Here is a 24,408-nt window from a genome sequence, read left to right as displayed (position 1 = left end):
GGGGCTGGCTCGAAACGAAGTCCAGATTAGGCGCCCAAAACGGTATTTTTTCATGCTTTTCAGTTCATGCGGCTGAACCGCATGCTATGCCTACACTCAAACCGAGCATAACGTCCTGGAGGTGTGATCATGTTGCTCTGGCATCGTGACATCCAGCCCAAGGCTGGCGCGTCTGAAGGAAAGGTGGAGGCAATCGAGCCTTCCGCAGGTTATGAAGCCAAGCGCCAGCGTGCGCTGCAGATCCTGGGGGAACGCTGGTTGCTCCACCGTGCCAATGCGCCCGACCGTCGACCGGTGCGTTCCGTGCTGTCCCGTCTGCACGGGGATGCCGCGATTCCCTGACAAGCGATTGCCGAAGGGAAGAAAAATACCGGCCCATAAGGAGGGGCCGGTAGCGTCGTTTTGACACTCAGTGTGCTCAGTGACGCAATTTGCGGATGCGCTCTGCGGGCGTGATGATGTCGGTGAGGCGGATACCAAACTTGTCGTTCACCACGACCACTTCACCTTGGGCGATCAAGGTCCCGTTGACGAGTACGTCCATCGGCTCGCCGGCCAGACCGTCGAGTTCGACCACCGAGCCGTGGGCGAGCTGCAGCAGGTTGCGGATTGCGATCTTGGTGCGTCCCAGTTCCACGGTGAGCTGTACCGGGATGTCCAGGATCATGTCGTAGTCGTTGATCGAGCCCGACTTGGGGCCGGACTGGCCGAAGTCAGGGAACAACTGGCTCGCCGGCTTGGCCTGGTAGGGGGATTCGTCAGCGAGGCCGGGCTGTGCCGGGTCGGTGAGACCTTCGGCGGCGGCCTGCTCCTGCATGGCGGCGGCCCAATCGTCGTCGCTGATCTGGTTGTCGTCGTCTGGCGTGTCTGTTTCTGACATCTCGTGCTCCTAGCCCTTCGGGGCGACTTCTTCTTCCTGCGCCAGGAAACGCTCCACCTTGAGGGCGTATTGGCCGCGCTGTACGCCGTAGTGGCATTCCATGAACGGGATGCCGTCCACTTCGGCCTGGATCAGGGGCGGGATCGTCAGCGGAATGACGTCACCGGGTTTCATGTTGACGATGTCCCCGAGGGTCACCCTGGTGTGCCCAAGGCGTGCCGTCAGGGTTACTTCGGCGCTTTGCAGTTGCTTGCCCATCATGCTGACCCAGCGGTTGTCCTGGGTGATGTGGTCGCTCTGCATCGTCGAATAGAGGGTTTCGCGGATCGGTTCAAGCATCGAGTACGGGAAGCAGAAATGCATTTCCGCCTGTGAACCGCCGAACTCCAGTGTGAACGATGCGGCCACGACGATCTCGCTGGGCGTTGCGATGTTGGCGAACTGGGGGTTCATTTCCGAACGGACGTACTCGAATTCCAGTTTCTTGACCGGCAGCCAGGCCTTTTCGTACTCGGTGAAGGCTACTTTCAGCAAGCCCTGGATGATCCGCTGCTCGGTGGGCGTGAAATCGCGCCCTTCGACGCGGGTGTGAAAGCGCCCGTCGCCGCCGAACAGGTTATCTACCACCAGGAAGACCAGATTCGGGTCGAGGACGATCAGCCCGGTTCCGCGCAGCGGTTTGGCAACGAAGAGGTTGAGGTTGGTCGGTACCACCAGGTTGCGTACGAATTCGCTGAATTTCTGTACCTTGATCGGTCCGACCGAGACCTCGACGTTGCGATGCATGTAGGAGAACAGCCCGACCCGCAGGTAGCGGGCGAAACGCTCGTTGATGAGCTCCATCGTGGGCATGCGCCCACGGACGATGCGCTCCTGGGTGGCGAGGTTGTAGTCCCGCACCCCTCCCGCATGTTCTTCCGCATGGTCGGCTTCTTCACTCTCCCCCGTGACGCCCTTCAGCAGGGCATCCACTTCTTCCTGGGAGAGAAAATCCTGAGCCATGATGAAACCCCGTTACTGCACGATGAACTGGTTGAACAGGACGGCCAGCACGGGGCCGTCGTCCTCAGGACGGTTACGCTTGTTCTTCTTTTTCGGGTTGGGGGCGTAGCCGAGTACGTCGTTGGCTTCGTCCCGGACGTCGTCGGCCAGTTGTTCCTTGCCTTCCGCTGTGGCCAGTTCGGAGGGTTTCTTGGAGGACAGTAGCATGACGATGCGGTGCTTCAGCTCCGGCATGTAGAGCTTCAGTGAATCGCCGATCTTGGCATCCGAAACTCGCAGCACCATTGTGGCTTGCAGGAAGTGTTCGCCTTCTTCCGGCGCCAGGTTGACGGTGAATTGTTCCAGCGGCACGAAGACCGGCGGATGGGACGGGTTGACCTTGACCTTCGGCGGCTCATGTGCGGCTTCTTCCTCGCCTTCTTCGCCATCCGCGTGCTTCTTCTTGCCCAGCAGCATGAATGCGCCACCGGCGGCAATCGCCAGGATCAGCACTGCCGCGATGATGACGATCAGTTTCTTCTTGCCACTCTTGGCGGGCGCTTCGCCTTCGGCGGCTTCCGCCTTGGCAGGTGCTTTCGACATGCTGGAACGCTCCTTATCTCACTGCATTGTTATCCATCACGTCCCCCCGCCAAGCTGGAAATAGGGGCGTGATCGCCCGCCATTTACCTCATTTCAGGCAAACGTGTCTACCAGACCGTCCCCACGGCGGATCCATTGCGGAGCGGTCACGCGGGACATCGATCCGTCGTCGGTGCCGCGCTGGCCGCCCCAGGCATGGCCTCGCCGGCCGTCGCCGGAATTGTTCGACTGGCCCGAGGTGCCGACGTCGGTCTGACCGAGGTTGATCCCGCTTTGCTCAAGGAGTTCGCGCAGACGGGGCAGGCTCTGTTCGATCAGCTCCCGGGCCGCGGGGGTCGCAGCCACGAATTGTGCACTGGTCTGGTCGCCGCTGACAGTGATCGATACTTCGATCTTGCCCAGTTGCGGCGGAGTGAGGGTGAGTTGGGCGTGGCTTTCCTCGTGTCCGACCATCCAGCTGACGCGACTGCCGACCTCTTCGGGCCAACCTGGACTTCCGGCCGGGGTGGCGACATGCAGTGGAACGGGTGATGTGGCCGGTGCGGCCGATTCTCCACGCAGATTGGCGAGGGCTGCGGCGTGGATGCCGGCAAAGTTGTTGGTCGGCGTGTTTTCTCCGGCGAGATCCGGATACTTGCCGCTGGCCTCGTTCGCAGCGGCAAGTTTTGCCGTGGTGTCGGTAAGCGCTGCCTCCAGGGCGGTGCTGCTTTGACCTTGAGCTGGGTTGGTCAGCGTCTGGCGGCTCAGGGGCGAGTCGGCGAGATCCAGGCTGGCGTGGCGGGGTTCCCCCATACTGCCGAGGACAGTTTCGTCGGCGCTCCGTTCGCCGGCGAGCGTGACTGTATTGGTCGATGTCGCAGGGGGCCGTCCTGCGGCGAGGAGCGCCGCGAGTGCCGTGTCGGCGGTGGGCTGCGATTCCGTGGGCTGGTTTGTGAGCAGTGTGTTGCTGTCGTCGTTGTCGTCGTTGTCGTCGTTGTCGTCGTTGTCGTCGCTGCGGCGGGGGGATGGTGCATTCACACCAGGGGGGGGCAGGCTGCCAAGGAGGACGGTCGTGTCCGAGGAGGGTAGTTGCGCATCGGCTGCTGTAGCGTCTTCCTTGGTCGAGTCCGCGGTTGCCGTCACCTCGCTGTCGGTGCGCTTGCCGCCGCTCGTTTTGCCGGCGGATGCGGGTGTGGCACCCGTTGCACCGGAGGAGTGGGGGCTCAGGAAGGCGACGGTGCCATCAAGGCTCTGGGGGGCTGTACCCGTTGTGCCAGAGGATGGTGCGTTGGCTCCCGAGGTGAGCAGGCCGCCAAGGAGGGCTGCCATGTCCGGGGAGGGCGTTTGCGCATCGCCTGCTGGAGCGCCTTCCTTGGTCGAGTCCACTTCTGGCGCAGCCTTGCTGTCCATGGGTTTGCCGTCGCTTGCCTTACCGGTGGACGTGGTGGGAGCAGCGTCCGCAGTGCCGGAGGACTGGGTGTCGCGGTCGATATGGCGCTGCAGTTCGCGGGAGAAGCCGGTATCAGCCGCGTCTTTGCCGGATGCCGCCGCGTTGTCGCCACGCGCGGTGTCCGTGCTCTTGGCGGCGATGGCCATGTTCGCGAGAGGATTCAAAGCCGGACCGGACATGATGATGTTCCCAGGGAGGATGCAGACACCACCAGCTCAGCAAGCTGCATGCCAGCAGCCGGTCTGCCGTTGATCAGTCGTCCTGGCCCCGATCGCGGAACTGTTTGGCTGCGTGTTCGTCGGTGAGCTTCTGTTCTTGCCGGGCTTCCTTGCGGGCCTGCTGGCTCTGGTGGCGCTGGGACAGGGTGTCGAAGGCCTTGACCTTGTTGCGCTGGTCCACCCAGACCTGCTGCCCTTGTTCGACACGCTGCCGGGAGTCGGCTACCACCCGCTGCTGGACGGTGATTGCATCGTCCAGCTTGAGGAGGAAAGCGCTGTAGTTGCGCCAGGCATCAGGGCCGATGCCGTTACGCGCGGCCTCGACGAAGCGGGTCTGATATTCCTTGCGGTAGTCCACCAGAAGGGAGAGTTTCTCTTCGACAGCGCGTTCGCTGGCAATCAGTTCGCCCAGCTTGCGCGCAGCTTCGTCCATCCGGTTGTTGGCCAAGTCCAGCAAGGTTTGCAGCGGGAAAGGCTCGGACATTTTCAGATGCTCTTTGTGTTATCGGGTCGAGGAGGAGCTCTTTACGGGAACGTAAGCATAGCCTTGGCGCCATCGCTGCGTTACGGCGTTGCGCCGAAGAGTGTGTAAAGCTTCTCGACCGCGGAATCGTAGGGTTCGCATTCGTCGATGCGTTGCTGCAGGAAGGCTTCCAGGCGCGGGTACATGGCTACCGCCTGATCGAGGACGGGGTCGGCGCCGGCCTGATAAGCGCCGACGGCGATCAGGTCGCGGGAGCGCTGGTAGCGGGAGAACAATTGCTTGAAGCGCCGCACGACATCGAAATGCTGGCTCTTGACGAGGTTGTGCATGGCCCGCGAGATCGATTGCTCGATGTCGATCGCCGGGTAGTGGCCCTGGTCGGCCAGGCTGCGCGACAGCACGATGTGGCCGTCGAGGATGGCACGTGCCGAGTCGGCGATCGGATCCTGCTGATCATCGCCCTCGGCCAGCACCGTGTAGAAGGCGGTGATCGATCCGCCGCCCTCCGGGCCGTTGCCGGCGCGCTCGACGAGGGCCGGCAGGCGGGCGAACACCGATGGCGGATAGCCACGGGTCACCGGCGGCTCGCCGATGGCCAGCGCGATTTCCCGCTGAGCCATCGCGTAGCGGGTCAGGGAGTCCATGATCAGCAGGACCTGCTTGCCTTGGTCGCGGAAGTATTCGGCCACCGTTGTGGCGTAGGACGCGCCCTGCAGGCGCATCAGCGGACTGCAGTCGGCCGGTGCGGCAATGACCGCGGAGCGGGCCAGGCCTTCTGCGCCGAGGTTGTGCTCGATGAACTCCTTCACTTCGCGGCCCCGTTCGCCGATCAGCCCGACGACGATCACGTCGGCAGCGGTGAAGCGCGCCATCATGCCGATCAACACCGATTTACCGACGCCGGAGCCGGCAAACAGGCCCATCCGCTGGCCGCGGCCGACGGTCAGAAGGCCGTTTATGGCGCGGATGCCGACGTCGAGGGACTGGCTGATCGGGGCGCGCTGCAAAGGGTTGATGGGACGCGATTGCAGGGAACGGGAGTGGCGGGTGTCCAGCGGGCCGAGGCCGTCCAGCGGGCGGCCAGCGCCATCGACGACGCGGCCGAGGAGTTCGTCGCCCATCGGCAGGTGCTTGGCCCGGTCGGAGGCGCGTCGGCGCGGCTCGATGCGCTCGCCGGCAATCAGTTGCGGCTGGGTCGGTTCAAGGGGGAAGACCTGGGCGCCCGGCGACAGGCCGAAGACATCGTCGGTGGGCATCAGGAAGATCTTTTCACCGTTGAAGCCGACGACTTCCGCTTCGACTGAACTGCTGCCCGGGATGACGATCCGGCAGCCCGAGCCGAGGGGCAGTTTGAGGCCGGAGGCCTCCATGACCAGGCCGTTGATGCGCGTCAGGCGGCCAGCCACCTGGTAGGGTGGAGTGGCGCCGATGAGCCTCCGTGCGTCACCCAGGAAGGTGCGCCAGGTTTCGGTGCCGTGGTTCATCAGGATTCACCCCCATCCCAGGGCACGTTGTGGCCGAGATTGTCCATGATGCGGCGCCAGCGGGTCTGCACGGTGGCGTCGATCTGGCTGCTGGACGTTTCGATGCGTACGCCACCACGGCTGATCGTGGCATCCTCGACCAGCCGATGGCCAGCGTGGGCCATGTGTTCGCCGAGATAATTTCGCGCCATCTCCACGTCCTCCGGATTGAGGTGGATCTGGGCATGGGTCTGGGGCATCTGCCCGAGGGCTTCGCGCAACAGGTCGGCGATCGCATCCGGCCGGGTGGCGATGGTGTGGCGCACCATCTGGCGGGCCAGTTCGGTGGCCAATGCGAGGATCTCCTCGGCGACCTCCTGGTCGAGAGTCGTCAGAGAGTTTTCCATCCCCTCGACGAGGCTGTGGAAGTGCATTGCTTCGATACGGCCGCGGGCTGTGCCTTCCTCGTAGCCGGCGGCATAGCCTTCCTTGCGGGCTTCCTCGTGGATGCGTTCGATATCCTCGGCGGTGGGCAGCTGGAAAACAGAGGAGTCCTCCTCCAGCAGTTCATCAGGGAGCATGTCAGGCAGAGGAGGGGGCTCCGGCGTCGGCTCGGGCGGTGGGGGCTCGACGACAGCTGCTTCGACGGCCGGTTCGGATTCCGGCAGGGCTTGCTCCTGTGGCGTCTGCGGGGCGGCGGGCTCGTCGAAGGAGGGCGGAATCCAGCGCCGGTAGATGCCGACGGCCTGGTGGCGGTCCATGCTCATCGGAGGGCCCCGCACTTAGACGAAGGCATCGTCGCCTCCACCGCTGGACAGGGCGATCTGGCCTTCTTCCGCCAGGCGGCGGGCGGTCTTGAGGATTTCCTTCTGCTCGGCCTCGACCTCCGACAGGCGCACAGGGCCGCGGGAGTCCAGGTCTTCCCGCAGCATTTCGGCGGCCCGCTGGGACATGTTCTTGAAGATCTTCTCGCGCAGTTCGGGCGGTGCGCCCTTCAGGGCGACCACCAGCGAATCGCTCTGGACTTCCCGCAGCAGGGTCTGGATGCCGCGGTCGTCCAGGTCGAGCAGGTTCTCGAAGACGAACATCTCGTCGAGGATCTTCTGGGCCAGGTCCGGGTCGTACTCGCGCACATTGTCGAGAATGGCGGTTTCCGCCGCCGAGCCGACGAAGTTGAGGATTTCGGCCGCGTGGCGGACGCCGCCCATAGCGGTTTTTTTGACCGCCGATGCGCCCGACAGCATGCGGGTGAGGGCTTCGTTGAGCTCCTTCAGGGCCACCGGCTGGACGCCGTCGAGGGTGGCGATCCGCAGCAGGACGTCGTTGCGCAGACGGTCGGTGAAATGCTTGAGGATGTCGCCAGCCTGGTCGAACTCCAGGTGCACCAGGATTGTGGCAATGATCTGCGGGTGCTCGTTCTTGATCATGTCGGCCGCGGTTGGGGCATCCATCCACTTGAGGCTCTCGATACCGGCGGTATCGGAGCCTTGCAGCACGCGGCTGATCAGGTGGGTGGCGCGTTCGTCGCCAAGGGCCTTGGTGAGCATTGCCTTGATATGCTCGTGGTCGGCCTCGATCGGCGAGCCCTTGTCCGCATAGGCGATCAGTTCGTCGAGAATGCCCTCGACCCGTTCGCGCGGCTGGGCCTGCATGGAGGCCATGGCAGCACCGAGTTTCTGCACTTCCCGGGGGCCGAGTTGCTTGAGCACCTCGGCGGCCTCGTCGGCGCCCAGGGTCAGCAGAAGCAAGGCTCCCTTTTCCAGCCCTTCATCGTTGCTGCTCATTGGCTCCCATCCATTCCTTGATCAGATTGGCCACCATCCGCGGATTCTCCTTGGCGAGGGCCAGCGCCTTGGCAAGCTTCTCGTCGTAGGCGAGGCGGGCTGCAGCTTCCGGCGACAGGGCGACATGGGCCCCTTCCTCGCCTTCTTCACCTTCTTCGCCCTCGGCACCTTCTCCACCTTCTCCAGGCCCGGTACCTTCCCCTTCTTCCTCTTCCTTCACCTCCGGCTGCGGCAGCACCTGCTTCATCAACGGACGGATGATGCCGAAAGCCACGAAGGCAATCACGCCGGCGATGACCAGGTATTTGGCGAGTTCCTTGAAAAGGGGGAGGTTGTCCGGATCCTTCCAGAACGGTACTTCGAGCTGATCCTTGTCGGAGGCGACGAAGGCGCTGCTGGCCACGCTGATGGTGTCGCCCCGGTCCTTGCTGTAGCCGACGGCCTCGCGGACCAGGTTCTCGACGCGCTGGCGTTCATCTTCGGGGATCGGCACGGACTTGACGTTGCCGTTCTTGTCCTTTTCTTCCTTGTTATTGACCACAACCGCCACTGACAGACGCTTGATCTGGCCGAGGGCCTTGCGCGTGTGCTGGATGGTCTTGTCTACTTCATAGTTGATCGTGGCGCTTTTGGTTGACGTGAGTGGAGCCTGGCCGCTGCCCGTGGTCGGCGGCACCGCCGGCGTGGTGACCGGTGCCGTGGCGGGGACTGGCGGCTGATTGGTCAGCGCACCCGGCACACCCTGCGGCCCCTGATCACGGGTCTGGCTCTCGCTGCTCTGCTGGCTGCGGATGGCCTGTTCCGGCGAGGGGTTCGGGCGGTAGGTCTCGGCGGTCTGCTCTGTCTGGTTGAAATCCACGTCGGCGGATACCTGGGCGCGGAAGTTCCCCTTACCGTACAGCGGGGTGAGTATGGAGTTCACCCGCTCGATGTAGCCTTCTTCGAGTTCATGGGTGTACTTCAGCTGGCTGGCGTCGAGGTTGCCGCGCAGCGGGTCGGGCTTCTTGGTCAGCAATGCGCCGTCCTGGTCGATCACGCTGACGTTGTCGTTGGTCAGGTTGGGGACGCTGGAGGCGATCAGGTGCACGATGCCCGCGATCTGCGAGGGGTCGAGGGCACGGCCGGTGCGAAGGTTGACCATCACCGACGCGGTCGGCTTCTGCTCGTCGCGCAGGAAGGCGGTCTGTTTCGGAATGGCCAGGTGCACACGGGCCCCGGCGACGCTGGCGATGGACGAGATGGTGCGCGACAGTTCGCCTTCGAGGGCGCGCTGATAATTGATCTGCTCATGAAACTGGGACAGCCCCAGCTTCTGGTTCTCCATCAGTTCGAAACCCACCAGCCCGCCCTTGGGAATGCCCTGGGCGGCCAGACGCAGGCGCAGGTCGTGTACTTGGGTGGCTGGGACGAGAATGGCATTGCCATTTTCAGAGAACTTGTAGGGGATGTTCTGTTGCTGGAGGCTGGCCACGACGGCGCCGCCATCCTTTTCCTCGAGATTGGAAAACAGCACGGAATATTCCGGCTGCCGGCTCCACAGCAGCACGCCGACGATCAACGCAATGCCGAACGCCAACGCCGCGCCGGCGGCGATCTTCTGGCGTTGGGACAGATTGCGGATGTTCTCCAGCACCTGTGCCAGCGGTGAGGCAGGCGGCGGAGCTGGAGCGGCGGCGGCGTCTTCTGCTGCCATGGACACACTTCCTCTTATCGGATGCCCGCATTGTCCTTCACCAGGAAGATTTTAAGTCAGGGATAAGCGGCGTTTTTTGCCGCCTATTTGCCGCCTTGCCGTGTGCCGGGCAGGCCTAAGCTGCGAAGCGGTGAATAACGCCCCGGATTGCCCATGACCTTGCCTGTTACCGATGACCGTCTCGACGCCCGCCAGCTGGCCGAAGCTTTTCGTCAGTTCAGCGAGGCTTCGGAGGCGCTGACGGGTGCCTATGCCGGTCTGCAGACCCAGGTCGGCCAACTGACGGAACGCCTCAGCGTATTGATGGGCGCATTGCCGGCCGGGGTGGTGGTCCTCGACCGTGAGGGGCAGGTGGTGCAGGCGAATCGGGCCGTCGAGGCGATGTTCGAGACCTCGCTGGCTGGTGTGCCATGGGAGGTGTTCTGTGCGGCGCATCTGCAACCGACCGAAACGCCGGGCGAGTGGCAGCTCACCAGCGACGGCGACACCCTGCGCGTCACCCGCGTCGATGCGCCCCTCGAGTCCGGCGACGGTTACATCGTGCTGCTGACCGATGTGACCGAGGCGCATCGCATGCGCCTCGCGGCGGAGCGCCAGGAGCGGCTGGCGGCAATGGGCGAAATGGTGGCGGGCCTGGCCCACCAGCTGCGTACCCCGTTGTCGGCGGCGCTCCTTTATACCGCGACCCTTGTCCAGCAAGAGATGGGGCCGGCTGATCGGGAGCGGATCGGCAACCGGGCCATCGAGCGGCTCCGGCATCTGGAAAAGCTGATTCGCGACATGCTGCTGTTTGCACGTGGTGAGACGCTGGGGCGAGAGCCCTTCGCCATCTGCGATCTGGTGGCTGAACTCGCCCAGACGCTGGAGCCGGTGGCTCGCGCCAAAGGGCTGGCTTTCGCGCCGGACTGTCACTGTGGTGTCTCGCAGGTGGTGGGCGAGCGCAAGGCCATCGTCGGTGCACTGACCAACTTGCTGGAGAACGCCGTACAGGCGACCGAGGTCGGCGGCAGCATCCGCTTCGATGCTGCGCTGGACAGAGGGTTCGTACGTTTCAGCGTGACCGATACCGGTAAAGGTATCGATCCGGCGCTTCAGTCAAGGCTCTTTGAGCCGTTTTTTACAACTCGACCCGATGGTACTGGGTTGGGTCTGGCGATCGCGCGGGGGGTGGCCCGTGCCCATGGTGGCGATATCGGTATCCAGTCCGAGCCGGGCCGTGGCACCACCTTCACCCTGACCCTCGCCACGGGCGGCTGACGCTCGGTCGTTCCCCAGTTTTGGAGAGAAGTCCAATGCCCGATACCCTGAACATCCTGGTTGTCGAAGATGATGCCCCCCTGCGCGACGCGGTGTGCCTGACGCTTGAAGTTGCCGGTCACGCGGTTACCGGCGTTGGCGACGGGCCTGCCGCGTTGCTCGAAGTGGAGCAGCAGGCTTTCAACCTGGTTCTGTCCGATCTGAAGATGCAGCCGATGGATGGCCTGCAACTGCTGGCCGAACTACGCCAGCGCCTGCCGCAACTTCCGGTGTTGCTGATGACTGCGTTCGGCGACGTGGAAAAAGCGGTGGATGCGATGCGTGGTGGGGCCTGTGATTTCCTGATGAAGCCTTTCGAGCCCAAGGTGCTGCTGGAACATGTACAGCGTTATGCCCGGACTCGCCAGGAGGAGGGCATGGTGGCGGCCGATCCGCACACCCGCAAGCTCCTCGCACTGGCCGACAAGGTGGCGGAAACCGATGCGACGGTGCTGCTGAATGGCGAGTCGGGGACCGGCAAGGAAGTTTTTGCCCGATATCTGCACGAGCATTCGCCGCGCCGCAATGGACCTTTTGTGGCGATCAATTGTGCGGCGATTCCCGATTCCTTGCTGGAGGCCACGCTGTTTGGCCATGAGAAGGGGGCTTTTACTGGCGCCGCTGCGTCCCAGGCCGGCAAGTTCGAGCAGGCGGAGGGGGGGACGCTCCTGCTCGATGAGATTTCCGAGATGCCGCTGGGCCTGCAGGCCAAGCTGCTGCGGGTGCTGCAGGAGCGGGAGGTGGAGCGGGTCGGTGGTAAGAAGGCCATTACCCTCGACATCCGTGTGCTCGCCACTACCAACCGGGACATGACCAAGGAAGTCGCCGCCGGTCGTTTCCGTGAGGATCTGTTCTATCGCCTGAATGTCTTTCCGCTGCAGATTCCGTCCCTGCGCGAGCGTCCTGGGGACATCATTCCGCTGGCCCGTCATTTCGCCGCAATGCACGGTGAGCGCCTGAAGCGTTCCGCGCGCCTGTCGCCCGAAGCGGAGTCGGTGCTGGTGACCTACCATTGGCCGGGCAACGTGCGGGAGCTGGAAAACACGGTGCAGCGCGCCTTGATCCTTAGTGGAGGCGATGCCGTCTCTGCGGATACGATCAGGTTGTGCCTGCCACACTGGAATGGTGAACCGGTGCGTCTGGTGCCGCCTCCTCCCGTTCTGCCGGCGGCATTTGCCGGTGATGTGGCAAGTTTTGCCGTTGAAGTGCCGCAGGCGAACAAGGAGGTGGCCCGTCCGGCCAGCATGAAGGATCTTGAGCGGGAGCACATCCTGCAGGTACTCAAGGAGGTCGGTGGGTCGCGCAAGCGCGCCGTAGCGCAGCTCGGGATCTCCGAACGAACCTTGCGCTACAAGCTCCAGCAGTACCGCGAGGAAGGGCTTTTCAGCGATTGAGCCTGGCGCCCGTTGCTTGGCACGTGCTTTGCTCTGCTATAGTGGAGAAAAAGGAGCCGAACCATGGATACCCGCGGGATCGATCAGATGTTGTCGGAACTGCGCGCCACTTCGCAGGTGGCGACGGGCAAGCCCGCCCAGGCTACGAGCGCGGCCGGCGAGACGGACTTCGGTCAGGTTCTGCAGAGTGCCATTGATCAGGTCAGCTCGGCCCAGATGCAGGCGCAGGAAATGGCCAAGGGCTTTTCGTCCGGTGACCCGAACGTCAATCTGCAGGATGTCATGGTCAATCTGCAGAAGGCCAACCTGTCCTTCCAGCAGATGGTGCAGGTCCGCAACAAACTGGTTACCGCCTATCAGGACATGATGAACATGTCGGTCTGAGGGCGGAAAGAATTGAATGACAAAAGCCGGCATCGCCGGCTTTTGTCATTTCTGGAGGACATTCTGTCAGAGGTGTTGGCGTTCTCGCGCGTTACGTTCGCGCTCGGCCTTCAGTATATAGCGCTGAATCGTGGATGCCATGTTGCTTGGCAAATTGATGAATTCGCAGCCTGCACGCACGGTGACGCTGCCGTCCCGGTTGGTGATGCGGAAAACATTGCGTACCCGCAGGGAGGCGGCTACTGGACCCGTTTCCGGCAACATCAGGCGGCAGTCGTGGAATTCCATATCGGCGGCAAACTCTACGCCGTTCGGCGGAATCACGATTGCCAGGCCGCCGCCACTGATATCCAGCACATTGGCTTCCAGTGAGACTACTTTGTCGCCTGCGGCCTCGCCCACCGGAATCAGGCATGACAAACCGTAATTGCTCTGCATGGTCAGACGGAAATACTCCCGTCGCTGGAGGCGCAGCATGACGTCCGGCACCGGGATGCGGAAAGCCTCGTGCCCCTCGAAGGGGAAGCGCTCGATCTGGCGTGCGGCGAATTGAATCTTGACCTTGTCGAGCTGTGTGACGCAGATGAGTTGTTCGGCCGACTCCACGCGCCGGTTGATGGCTTCGTCGTTGGTGGAGTCCAGGATCAGGTGGTTCTCGTCTGGGGTGACCGCCAGGATGGCAGTCAGGAAGGAGTCCGCGCTCGCGTCGATGAAGGCGCTCAGCATGGAACGTTTGTGCAGAAGTCCGCGCAGGTTGTAGAGAATGTCAGTCTTTCCGCGCAGCAGGTAGCGGGAATAGTCGTCGGCCTGCAAGAGTTCGAACTTGAGCGGCATGATATGGATGGTTGATCCGCGATCAGGAAGTGTACGGATTTTAGCAGTCCACTTCCTGCTCCGAGCAGCCATGCATCACCAAATGGAAAACGGGCCCGCGGGCAGTAGCCCTGGGCCCGTGAACGGCGGTGAGTGAATGTTCAGCGGGTGGCTTCGCGCTCAATCTCTTCGAGGCTGGTGTGGCGGACGTCGCGACCCTTGACCAGATACACCACGTATTCGGCGATGTTCTTGGCGTGGTCGCCGATGCGCTCCACTGACTTGGCCACGAACATCAGTTCGATGGACTGGGAGATGGTGCGCGGGTCTTCCATCATGTAGGTGATCAGCTGGCGCATGATGCCCTTGAACTCGGCATCCACCTCCTTGTCCTGGCGAACTACCTGGGCGGCGGAGATGGTGTCGAGGCGTGCATAGGCATCCAGTGCGGTGCGCAGCATGTCCACCACCGCGTCGGCGATGTGGCCGAGGCGGATTTGCGGCATGAAGGAGGAGCCGCCGGTATGCAGCTGCTTGGCCGTCTTGGCGATCTTCTTGGCCTCGTCGCCGATGCGCTCCAGATCGGTGATGGTCTTCTGCACGGTGCTGATCATGCGCAGGTCGACTGCCGTGGGCTGGCGCTTGGCGATGACCTGATTGCAGGCTTCGTCAAGTTCGATTTCCAGGATGTTGACCCGGTTGTCATTTTCAATGACCTGGTCGATCAGCAGCAGATCGCCTTCGCCAAGGCCTTCCATCGCCTTCACGATCTGCAGTTCGACCATGCCTCCCATCTGGAGAACCCGGTTGCGGATTCCTTCCAGTTCGGAATCAAACTTCTTGGAGGTGTGCTCGGTCATGGCAAGTCCTGTGATTGAAGGCAATGAAAACTGCCGAAGGCTAGCAGGGAATGATGATCCTTTTGTGTCAATCAGGTCCGCTCGAAGGTCTGTACGCCCTCTGCGCTTGCCAGCAGCAGGACATCGGCGCCGCGTTTGGCGAAGAGGCCGCTGGTCACGACACCGACGATGCCATCGATGGTGGTTTCGAGGGCGACCGGGTCGCTGATGGCCAGACCATGCACGTCGAGGATCAGGTTGCCGTTGTCTGTGACGAAGCCTTCGCGGACGACCGGCCGGCCGCCGAGACGGGTGAGCTCACGGGCCACCTGGGCACGCGCCATCGGGATGACTTCCACCGGTAGCGGGAAGCGCCCGAGCTGGGCGACCCGCTTGGAGGCGTCGCATATGCAGATGAACTTGTCGGCTACGGCGGCGACGATCTTCTCGCGTGTCTGGGCGCCACCGCCACCTTTGATCATCGCCAGGGAGTGGTCGATCTCGTCCGCGCCGTCGATATAGACCGGCAGGGAGCTGACGTCGTTCAGGTCGAGCAGGCGGATGCCGTGATCAGCCAGGCGGCGTGCCGACGCCTCGGAGGAGGGCACTGCGCCGGCGATGCGGTCCTTGAGGGCGGCCAGGCCATCGATGAAGAAATTGGCCGTCGAGCCGGTGCCGACGCCGACCACTTCGCCTTCGATCACGTAGTCGAGTGCGCGCAGCGCCGCCTGTTGCTTGAGTTCGTCCTGGGTCATGATGTGCAGCCGGAAGGCAAAAGCGTAATTTTAACCGGGACGGCGCCGATCTGATGCCGCAATCAGGCGGGGCCGCTGGCAACGGGCCGGGCCGGATCGGCACACCATTCGCTCCAGGAGCCGGCGTAGAGCTTGGCGCCATCGAGGCCGACGGCTTCCATGGCCAGCAGATTGTGGCAGGCGGTGACACCAGAACCGCATTGCAGGACCACGTTGTGTGCGTCGCCACCCTTGATCAGGGCGCCGAACTCCTCTTGGAGCTCCGACAACTGCTTGAAGCTGCCGTCCGGGGTGAGGTTGTCCTTGAAGAAGCGGTTGATCGCGCCGGGGATGTGTCCGCCGACCGGATCGAGCGTTTCGTTCTCGCCGCGGAAACGGTCTGGCGCGCGGGCGTCGATGAGCAGCATGTCCGGGCTGTGCAGGTGGCTGAGCACGTAGTTGGCGTCCACCCTCATGGTGGCTTGCACCTTTACGTCAAAGGTCTGCGGTGCGTCTGCGATGGCCTGTTCGGTGGTGAGCGGGTGGCATCCGCCGATCCATGCCTGCAGGCCGCCGTTCAGCACTGCGACGCGATCATGGCCGAGCCAGCGCAGCAGCCACCACAGGCGGGCGGCGAACATGCCGCCGACGTCATCGTAGGCGACGACCTGGGTGTCGGCGGAAATGCCGAGGGCCCCCAGCTTGTCGGCGAGCAGTTGCGGATCGGGCAGCGGATGACGGCCGTTTAGCCCGGTGCAGAGACCTGACAGGTCTTCCTCCAGGTCGAGGAAGAAGGCCCCTGGCAGATGCCCGTCGGCGTAGGCCTGCCGCCCGAAGTCCGGGTTGCGCAGGTCGAAACGGCAATCGAAGATGCGCCAAGTGGCGTCGGCCGATTCGGCCAGCTCCTGCGGCGTGATGAGCGTCGTGAAAAGCGGTGGCACGGTGTGGGCGTCCTCAGGCAACCGGTGAGGGGATGCCACCGAGCCAGGCTTCGGCATCGTCGGCGTCTTCGAAGACGCGCACTTCGGCGTCCACGAAGATCTGCGACAGCCATGCGCTCCAGGTGACCCACTGGTCGTCGGTGACGATCGCGATGCGCGCGAAGTCATGGGCGTGGGCGCGGGCGAAGCGGATTTCCTCAAGGGCCATGTCCACGGTGAAGCCGGTCATCTCGCGCAGGTCGAAGAAGAGGCTGACGGGGCCTTCGAACTGCACCTTGTAATTGACGAGCTCCTCGAATTCCTTGTAGTCGGCCAAGGTGAACTCGCCAAAGACTGTTACGTTGATCCGCTTGTCTTTGTGGTCGGTGGTGATCATCGCCTGCTTCCTTTCTAGGCTGATTCTATGGCTGCAGTGTAGCGCCGGATGGCGCCCCGCTTCAATCGGCCTCCAAGGCCGGCGCGGGGTGACGGGAGGTCAGCGAGACCAAGATGCCGCTGGAGATGATGACGACGATGGCCAGCACGGATGTCCATGGTAGGTGCTCCTGCCATAAGGCCACGCCGAACAGGCTCGAGAAGACCACCGTGCTGTAGGCCAGATTGGCCGAAACCAGCGTCTTGCCGTAGCGGTAGGCCCGGGTCATGGCGAGCTGGGCGCATCCGCCGAAGCCACCCACGCCGAGCAGGATGGCAGCGCCTTCGAGTGAGATGGGGTGAAGCCCGCCAGAGAGTAGGGCCCACGGTAGGCCGAAAGCGCAGGTGCTCAGTGAGAACCACAAGACCGTACGGGCCTCCGGTTCGCCGGCACGGCCCAACTCCCGGACATTGACGTAGGCGAGACTTGCGATCAGGCCGGCTCCGAGGCCGCTGACCGCACCGGCCCATTGGCTGGGCAGCAGGGTCGGCTTGAGCAGCAGGACCACGCCGATAAAACCGAGTCCGACGGCGCCGAATAGCGCGGTGCTGACGCGTTCCTTGAACCATAGTGCCAGCAGTAGGGCGACGAACAGCGGGGAGGTGTAATTAAGGGTGACCGCCGTGGCGAGGGGCAGGATGCCGAGGGAGAAGAAGTAGCACATCAGCGCGATGCTGCCCGACAGGCCGCGCGACAGCTGCAGGCGCAAGTGTGGTGTGGCCGGGGACGTGCCGTGCAGACGAAGCAGGACGATCATCATCAGCAAGCCCACGAGCCCCCGGTAGAAGACCAGTTCGCCGGTGGAAAAGAACGCTGAGCCGAGTTTGACGCATACCCCCATGCAGGCGAACAACAGGCTGGCGACGATCATCCAGAGGGATTGCATGGGGTGCTTCGGCTAAATAAAGTAAAGCTCTGCATTTTACTGACTGAACGCCCCCGGCCTGGCGCAAATGTGAAAAACCCCCGGGGCTTGCGCCCGCGGGGGTCTTCAACCAAGCGTGTCGGCGAGGGATGCCGGCAACCGGATTTCTTAGTGGAACTGTTCTTCTTCGGTGGAACCGGTCAGGGCCTTCACGGAGGAAGAGCCGCCCTGGATCACGGTGGTCACGTCGTCGAAGTAACCGGTACCCACTTCCTGCTGGTGGGAAACGAAGGTGTAACCCTGTTCGCGAGCAGCGAATTCCGGCTCCTGAACCATATTGACGTAGTGCTTCATGCCTTCGCCGCGGGCGTAAGCGTGGGCGAACTGGAAGGTGTTGTACCAGTTGACGTGGATACCAGCCAGGGTGATGAACTGGTACTTGTAGCCCAGTGCCGACAGCTCGTCCTGGAAGGAAGCGATCTGAGAGTCGCTGAGGTTCTTCTTCCAGTTGAAGGACGGGGAGCAGTTGTAGGACAGCAGCTTGCCCGGGCAGGCAGCCAGCACTGCTTGGGCGAACTCACGGGCGAAGCCGATATCGGGCACGCCGGTTTCACACCAGACCAAGTCAGCGTACGGAGCGTAAGCAACGCCACGGGAGATGGACTGCTCGAGACCGTTGCGGACGCGATAGAAACCTTCCTGGGTGCGTTCGCCGGTCAGGAACGGCTTGTCGTTCGCATCGTAGTCGGACGTGATCAGGTTGGCGGCTTCGGCATCGGTACGGGCCAGGATCAGGGTCGGAACGCCCATGACGTCGGCGGCAAAACGCGCGGAGATCAGCTTTTCGATGGCTTCGCGGGTCGGAACCAGCACCTTGCCGCCCATGTGGCCACACTTCTTGGCGGCAGCCAGCTGGTCTTCGAAGTGAACGCCAGCGGCACCGGCGGCGATCATGTTCTTCATCAGTTCGAAGGCGTTCAGCACGCCGCCGAAACCGGCTTCCGCGTCGGCAACGATCGGCAGGAAGTAGTCGATGAAGCCTTCGTCGCCCGGGTTGATGCCACGGGACCACTGAATTTCGTCAGCGCGCTTGAAGGTGTTGTTGATGCGGCGAACCATGGTCGGCACGGAGTCGTAGGCATACAGCGACTGGTCCGGGTACATGGTTTCGGAGGTGTTGCCGTCGGCGGCGACTTGCCAGCCGGACAGATACACGGCTTCCAGGCCAGCCTTGGCTTGTTGCATGGCTTGACCGGCGGTGATCGCGCCGAAAGCATTGACGTAGCCCTTCTTGGCTCCGCCGTTCACCTTGTCCCACAGGACCTTGGCGCCGCGCTGGGCCAGGGTGTACTCAGGCTGCAGGCTGCCACGCAGGCGCACGACGTCAGCGGCGGAGTAACCACGCTTGACGCCCTTCCAACGGGGGTTTTCGGCCCAGTCTTTTTCCAGAGCGGCGATTTGCTGTTCGCGAGTCAGAGACATACGTAATCCTTTTCTAACCAAGTGGGGAGGGGAAGCCGGGGGGCGGAAGTCTGCTCTTGCGGGCTGTGCTTCGCGCTCACTCCTGAGCCGCTTGATCCTGCTGCCGTAGGCTTTGGAGCGCTTCGGAAACGTCGATCAGTGGGAGAAAGTATAGGGATGATCATGCATGGCAGCAATAGGTCTTATATAAGATATAAGAAATAAATTTATCAAAAAAAACAGGAGTTTGGACTCCTGTTTTTATATTGTGAAACTGTGTCGGCGATTATGAAATGAGGCCTCGCTGCGCTGCGGTCCCTTCTACGGGTTTACAGCAATGGGGTCTCCGACAGGATCACACCGTCTTCGTCAGCGTACAGCCACTGCCCGGGAATGAAGGTGACGCCGCCGAAAGTGACAGGAATGTCCACGTCGCCGGCGCCCTTCTTGACGCTTTTCATCGGGTGGGTGGCGAGGGCGAAGACGCCGATGTCCATGCTGGTAATCGGGCCCGAATCGCGGATACAGCCATACATGATCACGCCGGCCCAGCCGTTCTTGACGCCCAGTAGGGCGAGCTGGTCACCGAGCATTGCGCAGCGCAGGGAGCCGCCGGCGTCAACGACGAGCACGTTGCCGTTACCCGGTGTATCGAGGGTCGAGCGCACGAGGGCGTTGTCCTCGAAGACCTTCAGAGTGCGGATCGCGCCGGCGAAACGGGTCTTGCCGCCAAAGCTCCGGAACATCGGGGCGACGGCGCGGACCTTGCCTTCGTTGGCATCGCAGAGGTCGGTGGTCTGGAATTCCATGTTGACTCCATCAGAGCGGTGAAATGAAAACGGGCGGCCTTCCAGCCGCCCGTCAAAGGTGCAAAGCTCGGTTGGAAAAACTATACCGTAGCTTCCACCATTTCCTCGAACACGAGTTTCACCTTGCCGTCCTCGTCCAGGTCGATGGTGACTGTGCCACCGTTGGCCAGGCGGCCGAACAGCAGCTCGTCGGCCAGCGCCGAACGGATGGTGTCCTGAATCAGGCGGGCCATCGGGCGGGCGCCCATCAACGGGTCGAAACCCTTCTCGCCGAGCCAGTCGCGTAGTTTGTCGGTGAAGTGGGCTTCGACTTTCTTCTCGTGCAGTTGAGCTTCCAGCTGCATCAGGAACTTCTCGACCACGCGGGTGATGATGTCGTGGTCCAGGTTCTTGAAGGAGATGATCGCGTCCAGGCGGTTGCGGAACTCCGGCGTGAACAGGCGCTTGATGTCGGACATCTCGTCACCCTGCTCGCGCTTCGCGGAGAAGCCGATGACTGCCTTCTGCATGGCTTCCGCGCCAGCATTGGTGGTCATGATGATGATTGTGTTGCGGAAGTCCGCTTGGCGCCCGTTGTTGTCGGTCAGGGTACCGTGGTCCATCACCTGCAGCAGGATGTTGTAGATGTCCGGGTGGGCCTTTTCGATCTCGTCGAGCAGCAGTACGCAGTGCGGCTTCTTGTTGACCTGCTCGGTGAGCAGGCCACCCTGATCGAAACCGACGTAGCCCGGCGGGGCGCCGATCAGGCGGGACACCGCATGGCGTTCCATGTACTCGGACATGTCGAAGCGCACCAGCTCAATGCCCAGCGTGTAGGCGAGTTGCCGGGCGACTTCGGTCTTGCCGACGCCGGTCGGGCCGCTGAACAGGAAGGAGCCGATCGGCTTCTGCGGATTGCCGAGGCCCGAGCGGGACATCTTGATGGCCTTGCCTAGGGCTTCGATGGCTGCGTCCTGGCCGAACACGACGTTCTTCAGATCGCGTTCAAGGGTCTTCAGCGAGGCGCGGTCGTCGTTGGAGACGCTACGCGGCGGGATGCGCGCGATCTTGGCGACGATCTCCTCGATCTCGGCCTTGCCGATGAGCTTCTTCTGGCGCGACTTGGGCAAGATGCGTTGGGCGGCACCGGCTTCGTCGATGACGTCGATGGCTTTGTCGGGTAGGTGACGGTCGTTGATATAGCGGGCCGACAGTTCTGCCGCGCTGGAAAGGGCCGAGGCGGAGTACTTGATGCCGTGGTGCTGCTCGAAGCGCGACTTGAGGCCCTTGAGGATCTCGACCGTTTCGGGGACCGACGGCTCGACGACGTCCACTTTCTGGAAGCGACGCGACAGCGCGTGATCTTTTTCGAAGATCTGGCGGAACTCGGTGTAGGTGGTAGCGCCGATGCACTTAAGCTGCCCGGATGACAGGGCCGGCTTCAGCAGGTTGGATGCATCCAGGGTGCCGCCCGAAGCCGCGCCGGCGCCGATCAGCGTATGGATCTCGTCGATGAACAGAATCGCGTTCGGGTGTTCGACCAACTGCTTCAGCACCGCCTTCAGGCGCTGCTCGAAATCGCCGCGGTACTTGGTACCGGCGAGCAGGGCGCCCATGTCCAGGGCGTAGACCTGGGCGTCGGCCAGGATGTCCGGGATGCGGCCTTCGACGATGCGGCGCGCCAGGCCTTCGGCGATCGCGGTTTTGCCGACCCCGGCTTCGCCGACCAGCAGTGGGTTGTTCTTGCGGCGGCGGCACAGGGTCTGGATGACACGCTCGACTTCCTTCTCACGGCCGATCAGCGGGTCGATCTTGCCGAGCAATGCCTGCTGATTGAGGTTCTGCGTGTAGTTGTCGAGAGCGCCGCCGGGACTTGCGCCTTCCTGTTCCTGTTCGCCTTGTTCGGAGTCGCCCGAGGGGCGCGACGGGTTTGCTCCCTGCTGCGGCGTCTTGGTGATGCCGTGGGAAATGAAATTCACAACATCCAGGCGGGAGATGTTCTGCCGCTGGAGGAAGTACACGGCGTGGGAGTCCTTCTCGCCGAAGATCGCCACCAGCACGTTGGCGCCGGTGACTTCCTTCTTGCCGGACGACTGCACGTGAAGGATGGCCCGCTGGATGACACGCTGGAAGCCGAGGGTCGGCTGGGTGTCGATGTCTTCGGTGCCCTCTACCTTCGGCGTGTGCTCATTGACGAAGTTCGTCAATTCCTTGCGCAGCTCGTCGGTCTTGGCGGCGCAGGCGCGCAGCACTTCGGCGGCGGAAGGATTGTCGAGGAGCGCAAGCAGGAGGTGCTCCACGGTGATGAACTCATGGCGCTTCTGCCGGGCTTCGACAAAGGCCATGTGCAGACTGACTTCAAGCTCTTGCGCGATCATTTCAGTTTTCCTCCATGACGCAAGCCAAGGGGTGCTGGTTCTGGCGTGCGTACGCGATGACCTGCTCGACCTTGGTGGCTGCGATGTCTCGCGGGAAGACTCCGCATACACCAACGCCCTCTCTGTGCACTTTGAGCATGATCCGCGTGGCTTGTTCGCGGTCCATCCCAAAGAATTTCTGTATCACGGTCACCACGAAATCCATCGGGGTGAAATCGTCGTTAAGGAGCATGACCTTGAACAGCGGTGGCGGCTTGACCCGCGTGACCTCTGTATCGAGAACCGACTCTTCCTGCTTTTTGATGACCATGCGAACCATTCTAAACAACCTCGATGATTGTGCAAGAGCCACCCCGCACGCCCATCTAGGGAAACCTGGGGCAGCGCGTTAGCCTTTTCATGGTGCGCTGCAAGAGGGAATTAAGTCGCGAAAAAACAGATGCTTCGACCCGAAATAGGATTAAACGCGACAAATGGAACCCGCTCGCATGCTGTGTTGCAACAACTGTGCCGGTTCATAAATGCGTTGACGGCCTCAATCAAGTCACGTAAAAGCCAAACTGTGTTCGCGCCAAGTTAGAAGCGACGAGTCTTTGCGTCGCGTATTTGAAGATATGCCTTCGAAAGCTCTCGCTTGTCTTGACTCGATAGCACGCTGGATGTCCGGATCGTATTACTGAAATCAAGAAGGAATTTGCAATATGGCAACTGGTACTGTTAAGTGGTTCAACGACGCCAAAGGTTTCGGCTTCATTACGCCGGATGACGGTAGCGAAGACTTGTTCGCCCACTTCTCTGCGATCAACATGAATGGCTTCAAGTCGCTGAAGGAAGGGGAGAAAGTCCAGTTCGAAGTCACTCAGGGCCCGAAGGGCAAGCAGGCGTCGAACATCCAGCGCGCTTGATGCTCCCGACCTGCCAGGGTTGATCACCCTGGTGTTGTGACCAAGGCCGCCGATGCGCGAAAGTGCATTGGCGGTTTTCTTTTCCCGGGCCGAATTTTCTGTTGTGCGATGGTGTTTGGAAAACCGACTTGTTGGTCGCCAGGCGGGCTTTGGGGAGACTCCACTAGCGCACGTGGATGCTCTTGAAATACATCTCTCATGCTATTGGGTGGTGCGTTGGCAGCAGGGTTTCGCACATTTTTGATGCGCGCTGTCGGAAATGTGACAGTTGTTTGTATGGTTAGTGCTGTGGGTGGGGGAGGGGATTGAGTGTGGAGTAATAAAAAACCCGCTCGAGAGCGGGTTTTTTATTACTGTGCAACAAGCGGTAATCGCGTGCCGGAAGCAATTACTTGAGTTTCACTTCCTTGTACGGCACGTGCTTGCGGGCAACGGGATCGTACTTGTTGAATTCCAGCTTGTTCGGGGTGGTGCGCTTGTTCTTGGACGTGGTGTAGAAGTGCCCGGTGCCAGCAGTGGACTCGAGCTTGATTTTTTCGCGGCCGCCTTTTGCCATTTTGATTTATCTCCTGGTTAAAAAGGCTTAGACCTTCTCGCCGCGAGCGCGCAGCTCGGCGACGACGGCGTCGATGCCCTTCTTGTCAATGGTGCGCAGAGCTGCGTTGGATACGCGCAGGCGCACCCAGCGGTTTTCAGCCTCGCTCCAGAACTTGCGGTTTTGCAGGTTCGGCAGGAAGCGGCGCTTGGTCTTGTTGTTCGCGTGGGAAACGTTGTTGCCCACCATCGGTGCTTTTCCGGTCACTTGGCAAACGCGAGCCATTTGTTGCTCCAAACTGGTTTGATTCGATAAGACCGCCGATTATAGACAACTATGTGTACTCAAATCAATACCTTGGTGTCGTTGCGGTGAGCGCCGCCTCATCGGTGGGATCAACCAAGGGGCAGACCGCGCTCGGCAAAGGACAGTGGCGGGGTGTTGCCGGCGACGATGAAATGGTCGAGCACCCGCACGTCCACGAGGGATAGGGCTTGGCTGAGGCTGCGGGTCAGGGTCTGGTCGGCCTGGCTGGGCTCGCTGACGCCCGACGGATGGTTGTGGGCGAGGATGACGGCGGCAGCGTTGCGCTGCAGGACCAACTTGACCACTTCGCGGGGATAGACCGAGGTCTGTGTGAGGGTCCCGCGGAACAGTTCCTCGGAACCCATTACGCGGTTCTGGGCGTCGAGGAGCAGGATCATGAAGACTTCGTGGGGCAGTTGCCCAAGTTTAAGGCGCAGCCAATCCCGAACCGCTTTTGGGGAATCGAGGACGTCGCGCCTGGCCATTTCTTCGCCCAGGGCCCGCCGCGAGAGTTCGAGGACGGCCTGCAACTGTGCGTACTTAGCGGGCCCCATGCCGGGAATGGCTGAGAAGGCAGAGGCCGATGCGTTGCACATGGCCGACAGGCCACCGAAGTGCTTCAACAGTTCGCGGGCCAGGTTGACGGCGCTCTTGCCGCGAATGCCGACCCGCAGGAACAGGGCCAGCAGTTCCGCATCGGACAAGGCTGCCGCGCCATGGGCCAGCAGACGTTCCCGCGGGCGTTCGTCGGCGGGCCAATCGGTGATCGCCATGGGGGGTACAATCCATTCTTCCGTAGGTAACTGATAATACCATTGG

27 protein-coding genes are annotated in these 24,408 nt (G+C 62.1%); 5 read left to right on the top strand and 22 right to left on the bottom strand.

Going from position 1 to position 24,408, the window contains the following annotated elements; genetic code table 11:
* The first annotated feature begins 129 nt into the window (after positions 1 to 129).
* Positions 130 to 342: a hypothetical protein gene (locus AC1PPK_RS24700; RefSeq protein WP_481115619.1), complete on the top strand. Its 213-nt coding sequence runs from the start codon at positions 130 to 132 to the stop codon at positions 340 to 342.
* A gap of 76 nt (positions 343 to 418) precedes the next feature.
* Here the strand turns inward: AC1PPK_RS24700 and fliN are convergent, their stop codons facing one another.
* The 9 genes from fliN to fliF all read right to left on the bottom strand — a co-directional run bounded on the left by fliN (position 419) and on the right by fliF (position 9,535).
* Positions 419 to 880 (bottom strand): flagellar motor switch protein FliN, encoded by a 462-nt coding sequence (gene fliN / locus AC1PPK_RS24695; RefSeq protein WP_079433338.1) that lies wholly within the window; start codon positions 878 to 880, stop codon positions 419 to 421.
* A gap of 9 nt (positions 881 to 889) precedes the next feature.
* A complete protein-coding gene (fliM, locus tag AC1PPK_RS24690; RefSeq protein WP_481115618.1) occupies positions 890 to 1,882 on the bottom strand; it encodes a flagellar motor switch protein FliM in 993 nt (330 codons plus the stop codon).
* 12 nt (positions 1,883 to 1,894) lie between these two features.
* Positions 1,895 to 2,464, bottom strand: coding sequence for a flagellar basal body-associated FliL family protein (locus AC1PPK_RS24685; protein ID WP_481115617.1), 570 nt, complete (start codon positions 2,462 to 2,464; stop codon positions 1,895 to 1,897).
* A 93-nt stretch (positions 2,465 to 2,557) separates the two neighbouring features.
* The gene (locus AC1PPK_RS24680) at positions 2,558 to 4,057 is read right to left on the bottom strand and encodes a flagellar hook-length control protein FliK (RefSeq protein WP_481115616.1); all 1,500 of its coding nucleotides are present in this window, start codon (positions 4,055 to 4,057) and stop codon (positions 2,558 to 2,560) included.
* Positions 4,058 to 4,145: 88 nt separating this feature from the next.
* A complete protein-coding gene (gene fliJ, locus AC1PPK_RS24675) occupies positions 4,146 to 4,595 on the bottom strand; it encodes a flagellar export protein FliJ (RefSeq protein ID WP_481115615.1) in 450 nt (149 codons plus the stop codon).
* A gap of 80 nt (positions 4,596 to 4,675) precedes the next feature.
* The gene (gene fliI, locus AC1PPK_RS24670; RefSeq protein WP_481115614.1) at positions 4,676 to 6,079 is read right to left on the bottom strand and encodes a flagellar protein export ATPase FliI; all 1,404 of its coding nucleotides are present in this window, start codon (positions 6,077 to 6,079) and stop codon (positions 4,676 to 4,678) included.
* Positions 6,079 to 6,825, bottom strand: coding sequence for a flagellar assembly protein FliH (locus AC1PPK_RS24665; protein WP_481115613.1), 747 nt, complete (start codon positions 6,823 to 6,825; stop codon positions 6,079 to 6,081). Before AC1PPK_RS24665 ends, fliI begins: the two co-directional genes overlap by 1 nt.
* Positions 6,826 to 6,840: 15 nt before the next feature.
* Entirely contained in the window at positions 6,841 to 7,842 is a 1,002-nt protein-coding gene (gene fliG / locus AC1PPK_RS24660) for a flagellar motor switch protein FliG (RefSeq protein ID WP_481115612.1), read from the bottom strand.
* Entirely contained in the window at positions 7,826 to 9,535 is a 1,710-nt protein-coding gene (gene fliF, locus AC1PPK_RS24655; protein WP_481115611.1) for a flagellar basal-body MS-ring/collar protein FliF, read from the bottom strand. The genes fliG and fliF overlap by 17 nt, the downstream gene beginning before the upstream one ends.
* Positions 9,536 to 9,688: 153 nt before the next feature.
* Here fliF and AC1PPK_RS24650 point away from each other — a divergent pair, with 153 nt between their 5' ends.
* From AC1PPK_RS24650 to fliE, 3 genes are all read left to right on the top strand, one after another.
* The gene (locus tag AC1PPK_RS24650; RefSeq protein WP_481115610.1) at positions 9,689 to 10,792 is read left to right on the top strand and encodes a sensor histidine kinase; all 1,104 of its coding nucleotides are present in this window, start codon (positions 9,689 to 9,691) and stop codon (positions 10,790 to 10,792) included.
* A 35-nt stretch (positions 10,793 to 10,827) separates the two neighbouring features.
* The gene (locus tag AC1PPK_RS24645; RefSeq protein WP_481115609.1) at positions 10,828 to 12,225 is read left to right on the top strand and encodes a sigma-54-dependent transcriptional regulator; all 1,398 of its coding nucleotides are present in this window, start codon (positions 10,828 to 10,830) and stop codon (positions 12,223 to 12,225) included.
* A 63-nt stretch (positions 12,226 to 12,288) separates the two neighbouring features.
* Positions 12,289 to 12,609 (top strand): flagellar hook-basal body complex protein FliE, encoded by a 321-nt coding sequence (gene fliE, locus AC1PPK_RS24640; RefSeq protein WP_481115608.1) that lies wholly within the window; start codon positions 12,289 to 12,291, stop codon positions 12,607 to 12,609.
* A gap of 66 nt (positions 12,610 to 12,675) precedes the next feature.
* On the opposite strand, the gene AC1PPK_RS24635 is transcribed toward fliE, so the two are convergent.
* The 10 genes from AC1PPK_RS24635 to clpS form a co-directional block, all read right to left on the bottom strand.
* The gene (locus AC1PPK_RS24635) at positions 12,676 to 13,443 is read right to left on the bottom strand and encodes a flagellar brake protein (protein ID WP_481115607.1); all 768 of its coding nucleotides are present in this window, start codon (positions 13,441 to 13,443) and stop codon (positions 12,676 to 12,678) included.
* Between the two features lie 140 nt (positions 13,444 to 13,583).
* A complete protein-coding gene (gene phoU, locus AC1PPK_RS24630) occupies positions 13,584 to 14,282 on the bottom strand; it encodes a phosphate signaling complex protein PhoU (RefSeq protein WP_481115606.1) in 699 nt (232 codons plus the stop codon).
* 71 nt (positions 14,283 to 14,353) lie between these two features.
* Complete coding sequence (gene rpiA, locus AC1PPK_RS24625) at positions 14,354 to 15,016, bottom strand: ribose-5-phosphate isomerase RpiA (RefSeq protein WP_481115605.1); 663 nt, start codon at positions 15,014 to 15,016, stop codon at positions 14,354 to 14,356.
* Positions 15,017 to 15,078: 62 nt separating this feature from the next.
* The gene (locus tag AC1PPK_RS24620) at positions 15,079 to 15,936 is read right to left on the bottom strand and encodes a sulfurtransferase (protein WP_481115604.1); all 858 of its coding nucleotides are present in this window, start codon (positions 15,934 to 15,936) and stop codon (positions 15,079 to 15,081) included.
* A 13-nt stretch (positions 15,937 to 15,949) separates the two neighbouring features.
* The gene (locus AC1PPK_RS24615) at positions 15,950 to 16,312 is read right to left on the bottom strand and encodes a SpoIIAA family protein (RefSeq protein WP_481115603.1); all 363 of its coding nucleotides are present in this window, start codon (positions 16,310 to 16,312) and stop codon (positions 15,950 to 15,952) included.
* A 61-nt stretch (positions 16,313 to 16,373) separates the two neighbouring features.
* A complete protein-coding gene (locus AC1PPK_RS24610; RefSeq protein WP_481115602.1) occupies positions 16,374 to 17,237 on the bottom strand; it encodes a DMT family transporter in 864 nt (287 codons plus the stop codon).
* Between the two features lie 147 nt (positions 17,238 to 17,384).
* Positions 17,385 to 18,698, bottom strand: a complete 1,314-nt coding sequence (gene aceA, locus AC1PPK_RS24605; RefSeq protein WP_481115601.1) for an isocitrate lyase — start codon at positions 18,696 to 18,698, stop codon at positions 17,385 to 17,387.
* A 308-nt stretch (positions 18,699 to 19,006) separates the two neighbouring features.
* The gene (rraA, locus tag AC1PPK_RS24600; RefSeq protein ID WP_481115600.1) at positions 19,007 to 19,486 is read right to left on the bottom strand and encodes a ribonuclease E activity regulator RraA; all 480 of its coding nucleotides are present in this window, start codon (positions 19,484 to 19,486) and stop codon (positions 19,007 to 19,009) included.
* 80 nt (positions 19,487 to 19,566) lie between these two features.
* Complete coding sequence (gene clpA, locus AC1PPK_RS24595; RefSeq protein ID WP_481115599.1) at positions 19,567 to 21,843, bottom strand: ATP-dependent Clp protease ATP-binding subunit ClpA; 2,277 nt, start codon at positions 21,841 to 21,843, stop codon at positions 19,567 to 19,569.
* 1 nt (position 21,844) lies between these two features.
* Positions 21,845 to 22,153, bottom strand: a complete 309-nt coding sequence (gene clpS / locus AC1PPK_RS24590) for an ATP-dependent Clp protease adapter ClpS (RefSeq protein ID WP_374485506.1) — start codon at positions 22,151 to 22,153, stop codon at positions 21,845 to 21,847.
* Positions 22,154 to 22,544: 391 nt separating this feature from the next.
* Here clpS and AC1PPK_RS24585 point away from each other — a divergent pair, with 391 nt between their 5' ends.
* The gene (locus tag AC1PPK_RS24585) at positions 22,545 to 22,748 is read left to right on the top strand and encodes a cold-shock protein (protein WP_079433360.1); all 204 of its coding nucleotides are present in this window, start codon (positions 22,545 to 22,547) and stop codon (positions 22,746 to 22,748) included.
* 388 nt (positions 22,749 to 23,136) lie between these two features.
* On the opposite strand, the gene rpmG is transcribed toward AC1PPK_RS24585, so the two are convergent.
* The 3 genes from rpmG to radC form a co-directional block, all read right to left on the bottom strand.
* Positions 23,137 to 23,304, bottom strand: coding sequence for a 50S ribosomal protein L33 (gene rpmG / locus AC1PPK_RS24580; protein WP_015434855.1), 168 nt, complete (start codon positions 23,302 to 23,304; stop codon positions 23,137 to 23,139).
* 27 nt (positions 23,305 to 23,331) lie between these two features.
* A complete protein-coding gene (gene rpmB, locus AC1PPK_RS24575) occupies positions 23,332 to 23,568 on the bottom strand; it encodes a 50S ribosomal protein L28 (RefSeq protein WP_079433361.1) in 237 nt (78 codons plus the stop codon).
* Positions 23,569 to 23,678: 110 nt separating this feature from the next.
* Positions 23,679 to 24,362 carry a RadC family protein gene (radC, locus tag AC1PPK_RS24570; protein ID WP_481115598.1) on the bottom strand — a complete coding sequence of 228 codons (684 nt, stop codon included), beginning with the start codon at positions 24,360 to 24,362 and terminating at the stop codon, positions 23,679 to 23,681.
* Positions 24,363 to 24,408 lie beyond the last annotated feature (46 nt).

This window comes from Zoogloea sp. JDB1 (assembly GCF_056724025.1).
This window is presented reverse-complemented; position numbering and strand designations above follow the sequence as displayed.